The sequence below is a fragment of the Spirosoma sp. genome, assembly GCF_026391055.1.
Taxonomy (GTDB): domain Bacteria; phylum Bacteroidota; class Bacteroidia; order Cytophagales; family Spirosomataceae; genus Spirosoma.
The window spans coordinates 48,019-54,869 of record NZ_JAPLET010000028.1 but is presented as its reverse complement, the minus strand read 5'-3'; the positions used below and the strand labels follow the sequence as shown (position 1 = coordinate 54,869).

At 52.6% G+C, this 6,851-nt stretch carries 6 protein-coding genes; 4 read left to right on the top strand and 2 right to left on the bottom strand.

Going from position 1 to position 6,851, the window contains the following annotated elements; translation table 11 throughout:
- Nucleotides 1-194: 194 nt before the first annotated feature.
- Together NT073_RS27860 and lysA are read right to left on the bottom strand one after the other, a co-directional pair.
- Complete coding sequence (locus NT073_RS27860) at nucleotides 195-908, bottom strand: YebC/PmpR family DNA-binding transcriptional regulator (protein WP_041616651.1); 714 nt, start codon at nucleotides 906-908, stop codon at nucleotides 195-197.
- A gap of 70 nt (nucleotides 909-978) precedes the next feature.
- A complete protein-coding gene (lysA, locus tag NT073_RS27855; protein WP_297380461.1) occupies nucleotides 979-2,253 on the bottom strand; it encodes a diaminopimelate decarboxylase in 1,275 nt (424 codons plus the stop codon).
- A gap of 42 nt (nucleotides 2,254-2,295) precedes the next feature.
- Here lysA and NT073_RS27850 point away from each other — a divergent pair, with 42 nt between their 5' ends.
- The 4 genes from NT073_RS27850 (at nucleotide 2,296) to NT073_RS27835 (ending at nucleotide 6,817) form a co-directional block, all read left to right on the top strand.
- On the top strand, nucleotides 2,296-3,711 hold the full coding sequence (locus NT073_RS27850; protein ID WP_297380458.1) for an alkaline phosphatase D family protein: 1,416 nt from the start codon (nucleotides 2,296-2,298) through the stop codon (nucleotides 3,709-3,711).
- A gap of 29 nt (nucleotides 3,712-3,740) precedes the next feature.
- The gene (locus NT073_RS27845) at nucleotides 3,741-4,472 is read left to right on the top strand and encodes a glucosamine-6-phosphate deaminase (RefSeq protein ID WP_297380456.1); all 732 of its coding nucleotides are present in this window, start codon (nucleotides 3,741-3,743) and stop codon (nucleotides 4,470-4,472) included.
- A gap of 62 nt (nucleotides 4,473-4,534) precedes the next feature.
- A complete protein-coding gene (locus NT073_RS27840; protein WP_297380454.1) occupies nucleotides 4,535-5,845 on the top strand; it encodes an NCS2 family permease in 1,311 nt (436 codons plus the stop codon).
- Between the two features lie 150 nt (nucleotides 5,846-5,995).
- The gene (locus NT073_RS27835) at nucleotides 5,996-6,817 is read left to right on the top strand and encodes a 5'-methylthioadenosine/adenosylhomocysteine nucleosidase (RefSeq protein WP_297380452.1); all 822 of its coding nucleotides are present in this window, start codon (nucleotides 5,996-5,998) and stop codon (nucleotides 6,815-6,817) included.
- Nucleotides 6,818-6,851 lie beyond the last annotated feature (34 nt).

The window sequence follows — 6,851 nt, the reverse complement described above, 5'->3', positions numbered from 1 at the left end:
TGGGACGGGCGGAGCAGTGACGGGCAGGAGCTGCCCACGGGTTTGTACTACTATCAGGCCACGGTGCACTATGCGTTGCTCAACCGCAACGCCCCCCCCCAGATCCTCAAAAGCTGGGTCCAGATCATCCGAGAAGGTAGTGGATCGAGATAGATCGAATGAAATAAAAAAAGGCCGGTTAAACCGGCCTTTTTTTATTTCATATTGTGATAAACCATCTGAACATCGTCGTCCTCTTCGATCCGTTCGATGAGCTTTTCGACATCGGCAACCTCCTCATCGGTTAGCTCTTTGTAGTCGTTCGGAATCCGTTCGAACTCGGCCTGTTTGATTTCGTAGCCTTTTTCTTCAAGAAACTTCTGAATGCTTCCGAAAGCGGTGAACTCGCCGTAGATAACATACTGGCCGGCTTCTTCGTCAAACTCAACTTCGTCGCCACCCACGTCGATCAGTTCGAGTTCGAGTTCTTCCTGGTCGATACCTTCGGCCGTAATCCGAAATACCGATTTGCGGTCGAACATAAAGTCGAGCATACCTTGCGTGCCCAGGCTACCACCAAGTTTGTTCAGGTAACTCCGAACGTTAGCTACCGTGCGGTTATGATTGTCGGTAGCCGTCTCGATCACTAGCGCTATGCCGTGGGGAGCGTACGCTTCGTACACGATTTCTTTGTAGTCCTCCTGCTCCTTCGACGAGGCTTTTTTGATGGCCCGGTCAACGTTTTCTTTCGGCATGTTGGCCGCCTTGGCATTCTGGATAATAGCCCGCAGTCGCCCGTTACTATCAGGGTCGGGGCCACCGCTTTTCACGGCCATGACAATATCTTTACCAATACGGGTGAAGGTCTTAGCCATTTGCCCCCACCGTTTCATTTTCCGGGCTTTCCGGTATTCAAATGCGCGTCCCATTGCTGTAATGAATAATGTAAAATGTATAGTGTCTAATGGCCTATTGCGAACTGGCATTTGCCATTATACACTATACATTTAGTATTTCCTGTTGATTAAAGATTGATAAATCTACTTGGCCACGAACTAGATCCTCGAACGTTTCGCGTTGACGGATCAGGTACGGTGTTCCTTCGTAAACCAGTACTTCGGCCGGTCGGAAACGGGCGTTGTAATTAGAGGCCATGCTAAAACCATAGGCACCGGCATTCTCAAAAGACAATACGTCGCCGGGTTTTACTTCCGGTAGGACTCGGTCCGTAGCAAAGGTGTCCGTTTCGCAGATGTAGCCCACGACGTTGTAGGTCTTTTCAGTTACCGGGTCGCCTGCGGTCTGTGGATTCGAAATATTTTTAATATCGTGATACGCATCGTACATCATTGGGCGAATGAGGTGGTTCAAACCCGAATCGACCGCTACGAACGTACGCGTTGGGTTCTCTTTAACGATGTTGGTTTTCACCAGCAGATGGCCGCTTTCGCTCACCAGAAATTTACCCGGCTCGAACCAAAGTTCGAGGTCACGACCGTAATTCTTACAGAAGTTCTGGAATGCAGCCGACACCTGACGACCGAGTTCTTCAACATCCGTAATATGGTCGCCTTCTTTATAGGCCACCTTGAAACCGCTGCCAAAATCAATGAACGACAGGCTTGGGTAATCGCTGGCCAGGTCGAACAGGACCTCGGCACCGCGTAGGAAGGCACCGGCATTTTTGAAATCCGAACCCGTATGGATGTGCAGGCCCGCTACCGGAATCTGGTATTGTTCCACCAGGGCACGGATTTGGTCGCGTTGCAGAATGGAAATACCAAACTTCGAGTCGGCATGACCGGTTGAAATCTTAATATTGCCGCCTTCGCTGATGTGGGGATTAATCCGGATGCTGATGGGGACCTGCGTTCCGTAGGTTTGGCCAACCCATTCCAATAACGGCAGGCTATCGACGTTTAACTGTAAGCCAAGCGAAACGGCTTCGCGGATTTCATCGAACGATACCCCGCTTGGCGTAAACATAATCTGCCCCGGCTCAAAACCAGCCAGCATCCCCATGCGGGCTTCATTGACCGATACCGAATCCATTTCCACGCCCTGCTGACGCATCAGCTTCAGAATGGAAATATTTGTCAGCGCTTTGGCCGCATATTTTATCTTTAGGTTGACGCCGGCAAATGAAGACCGGAGCAAGCCGATTTTTTCGATAATTTTGTCGGCGTCATAGACGTATAACGGAAGGCCGAATTGGTCGGCTATCTCCAGTAAATCGACACCCTGAATCTGGTAAGTACGGTTATTTAGTTGCATGACTTCGTTGAACGAATCGCAAAATTACGCCATCTTTCCCCCATGTACAAAATTCAGTTTCTCTTAGTCCTTATCCTTTTTGGACCCGCTGCTCTTTTTGGTCAGTCGACGGCTAAAAAGCAGGTTGCTGCCGGGCGAACTAAGCAAAAATCGGTGACCGCGACCGGCCTGCTTCAGTCGGGGCCAATGGTCGGTTATTCCGAGATGCGCGAGGTAAAACTCTGGGTGCAAACCAAACAACCCGCCCGTGTTCAGATTCGCTATCACGAAGTTGCCAGTCCGGCAATGGGGAGCACTCCGGTGTCATCATCGACTACAACGCATTTAACCAACGAAGTATACACCAATCGGCAAACGGCTTTTACAGCCCACCTGCTCGCCGATCAGGTGGACCCCGGAAAGACGTACGCGTACGACGTGTTAATAGAGGGCCAGAAGGTGAGCCTGCCCTACCCGACCAAGTTCCAAACCCAAAGCCTGTGGCAATGGCGGACCGACCCCCCGATGTTTCGCTTCGGCGTCGGAAGCTGCACTTACGTCAACGAGCCTAATGTCGACCGGCCCGGTACGCCCTACGGTGGGGGCTACGAGATTTTCACCGCCCTGGCTGCTCAAAAACCCGATTTTATGCTCTGGACCGGCGACAATACGTACACCCGAGAGGTAGACTGGAACAGTCGAAGCGGGGTATTGCGCCGGTATACGCACACGCGTTCGTTGCCTGAAATGCAGCCGCTGCTGGCCGCTACGCACAATTACGCCATCTGGGACGATCATGATTACGGGCCCGATGACTCCGATCGCTCCTACTGGCTCAAAGAAGTAACCCTCGATGCCTTCAAACTCTTCTGGGCCAATCCGAATTTCATCTTCCCTGAAAGCTGCGCCGGTACCTTCGAATGGAACGACTGCCAGTTTTTTATGCTCGACGACCGTACCTTCCGGGCACCTGACAAAATGCCCGATGGCCCTAGCAAAGCGTATTTTTCGGAGAAACAGATTCAATGGCTGCTGGATGCGCTGACCTTCAGTAAAGCCACGTTCAAGTTTATCGTGACGGGTGGGCAGATTGTCAATCCCACAAAATCCTTCGAGAACTACGCCATTTACGGAACCGAACGCGATAGGCTGTTCAAAGCCATAACCGAGGCTAAAATTCCGGGAGTGCTGTTCCTCACCGGCGACCGCCATCATTCCATTCTGCACAAACTGGATCGTCCCGGCACCTATCCACTATACGACCTGACCATCTCACCCCTTACTTCCGGCCCGGCAAAACCCCTGGCCGAGGAGTTGAAACTACCGACTTACATAGACGGCACTTTGGTAACCGACCGCAACTTTGGCATCCTGAGTGTCAGCGGTCCTTTAAAAGATCGAGTGCTGAACATCAAAGTTTACGACCAGAAAGGAGCTGAACGCTGGACCCGCGATGTGCGGGCAAGCGAATTAAAATAACCACAACGTAGCCCGGCCAAACTACTATCATGACCATCCAGAAATTTCCCGACCACCCTACCCTTTCGCAGCACACGGCCGAACACCTTGCTGCCATTATCAACCAGAAACCCACCGCGACGCTCTGTCTGGCGTCGGGCGATACACCCATTGAAACTTATCACCGGTTTGTCGATCTAGTGAAAGAAGGCCGCGTCGACATTAGCCAATGTACGTTTGTAGGGCTTGACGAATGGGTCGGTTTTGGGCCGGACGACTTCGGTAGTTGCTCGTATTATGTATTCCGGGACCTCTTCAACCCGCTCAACCTTCGGCTGGACCAGGTACACGTTTTCGACGCCAAAGCGAGTGATCTCGCTGCCGAATGCGCCCGCATTGACGCCGTTATTGCCGAGCGGGGTGGTCTGGATGTACTGCTGGTGGGCATGGGCATGAACGGCCATATCGCCCTCAACGAGCCGGGAACGCCGTTTACGCTGGGGTGTCATGTAGTCGACCTAGCTGAAAGCACAATAACAGTTGGCCAGAAATATTTCGAAACACAAACTGAACTAAGCCAGGGCATCACCCTCGGTTTGCGCCATCTGACCGAAGCGAAAGAAGTTATTCTGTTAGTAAGTGGCGAGAAAAAAGCGCCTGTATTACAGGAAGCACTACATGGCCCGGTGTCGGAACAAATGCCTGCCAGTATCATGCAAACGCATCCTAACGCACTGGTTTGGGTCGATGAAGCCGCCGGGAGTTTGCTGCCCACGGCTTGAGTTTATGGCGTTCGGGTTGTAGTTTGTGGGTTGTTAGCGCATCAACCCTAAACGACAACCCATTGTCAACTACGTTTACTTCCCGTCGAACCGAAGTATTAGCCGGCATTTCTTCTTTTTTGGCCACCATGTACATCATTGTGGTCAACCCGGCCATATTGAGTCAAGCCGGTTTACCCTTTAGTGGTATCCTGACGGCGACTGTTTTGCTATCGTTCTTTTGCAGCCTTATGATGGGCCTTTACGCCCGTAACCCAATTGTGGTGGCTCCGGGCATGGGCATGAACGCGTTTTTCACCTTTACAGCCGTGAAAGGAATGGGAATCCGGCCCGAAATTGCCCTGGGGGCGGTATTCTGGGCGGGCGTTCTCTTTCTGCTGCTTTCTATTTTTAACATCCGGTCGGCGATTGTACGGGCTATTCCGCAACCACTGCGCTATGCGGTCTCGGCGGGAATCGGGCTTTTTGTTACGCTCATTGGCTTCGAGAACGCCAAGTTCATTGTGGCCAATCCGGCTACACTGGTTAGCATTGCCCATTTCAACGACCCTATTATTCTTACGTTTGTCTTTGGGCTGCTGCTTATGAGCGTGCTGGTGGTACGTGATGTGCCGGGCGGCATCATTATCGGCATTATCCTGACAACGCTGGCCGCCTGGCCCATTGGACGGTATTGGGGCGATGCCTCGGCCATAAATTTCGGGCAGAAAACGCTGGTCAATTTTCAGGGCGTTCTGGCCGCGCCCGACTTCTCGCTTCTAGGCAAACTGGACCTGCTGGGTTCGTTATCGTGGTCACTGTGGCCCGTTATTTTCGCTTTTGCGTTCACCGATTTGTTCGACAGCCTGTCGACCTTCGTGGGTGTTGCCGAAGCGGGTGGCTTGCAGGGCGAAGACGGACAACCTCGTAATCTGAACCGTTCCCTGATGACCGATGCCGTGGCCACCACGCTGGCGGGGATATTCGGCACCAGTCCGGGCACAGCCTACATCGAGTCGGCAGTAGGAATTGCGCAGGGCGGGCGAACGGGATTGACAGCCGTTGTGGCGGGTTGCTGTTTTCTACCGTTTCTGTTTCTGTCTCCATTATTATCCATCATACCTGCCATTGCTACGGCTCCGGCCCTGGTGCTGGTGGGAGCGTTTATGATGAAACCCATTACGCGCATTGAGTGGGGGCAACTCGACGATGCCCTCCCGGCTTTTCTGGCGCTGGTCCTGATTCCGTTCAGTTATTCCATCACGCAGGGGCTCATTTGGGGCTTCCTGTTTTGGACAGTCATCAAAGTCGCCGTTGGCAAAAGCCGTGAGGTACCGCTGGGTCTCTGGATTGTTGATGTTTTTTGCGTGCTGGCGCTGACGAGCGGTCATTGAGAACATGTAGTAAGGCTTCCTGGAGTCAAGGAGACTCTGTTGAGTCAGGCCTGATGACCTCACCAGCGAGGCCTCTCAAAACCGATACCACAATCAATCAGCCCTCACCAGAAAAACCATTAAACAGTTATCACCCTCATTTACCCTGAAATGAAAAAAACAACTCTACTCTTTTTCCTTCTTGCACAAGCCGCTTTTGCCCAACGTTACAAACCTCGTCCGATAACGGGTTTATTGGGAGCATTCGGGGCGGAAGTAGCACTGGTCAAAGAGACCCTGATCAAGCCTAAAACGGTGGTCGTTGATGGCGTTGTATTTACCACCGGCAAGATCGGCAATCAGCGGGTAGTGGTGGCCGAAACGGGCATTGGCAAAGTAAATGCGGCCATGACAACAGCCCTGATGCTGGATCACTTTCGACCACAGCGTATTCTCTTCACGGGCATTGCCGGAGGCACAAACCCCGACCTGCAACCCGGTGATATTGTGATTGCCGGACAAACGGCTCACCATGATTACGGGGCCATCACGGACAAAAACAAGCCGACCCGGCAGACGCGGAACGCGATTACCAAGCAGTTTAATCCGGCCTTTTTCCCTGCCGATACCACACTGATGCGGTTGGCCGAACGGGTTGTCAAGACCGTTGCGCTGGAAGGTATTCCGCTGGCATCGGGCGGGGTTTCGGATCGACCGGTGAAGGTGATGACCGGTACGGTTGTTACGGGCGATGTGTTTGTGGCCTCCCCTAGTAAAGTGAGCAGCCTGCGAGCCGACTTCGGAGCCGACGCCACCGAGATGGAGGGAGCAGCCATTGCACAGGTCTGCTACCAGATTCAGGTACCTCACCTCATTATCCGCAGCCTGAGCGACCGCGCCGATGCCGAAGCGCACATTGCCTACGACAAGTTTTACCCGACAGCTGCCCGTAATTCTGCCAAACTCGTCATTGCGATTGTTAAGTCATTATAGTATCGAACAGCTAGAAGCAGTTCGATACTATAAT

Coding starts and splice junctions, on each gene's coding strand:
- NT073_RS27860 (WP_041616651.1), bottom strand. CDS start 908: ATGGGACGCGCATTTGAATACCGGAAAGCCCGGAAAATGAAACGGTGG.
- lysA (WP_297380461.1), bottom strand. CDS start 2,253: ATGCAACTAAATAACCGTACTTACCAGATTCAGGGTGTCGATTTACTG.
- NT073_RS27850 (WP_297380458.1), top strand. CDS start 2,296: ATGTACAAAATTCAGTTTCTCTTAGTCCTTATCCTTTTTGGACCCGCT.
- NT073_RS27845 (WP_297380456.1), top strand. CDS start 3,741: ATGACCATCCAGAAATTTCCCGACCACCCTACCCTTTCGCAGCACACG.
- NT073_RS27835 (WP_297380452.1), top strand. CDS start 5,996: ATGAAAAAAACAACTCTACTCTTTTTCCTTCTTGCACAAGCCGCTTTT.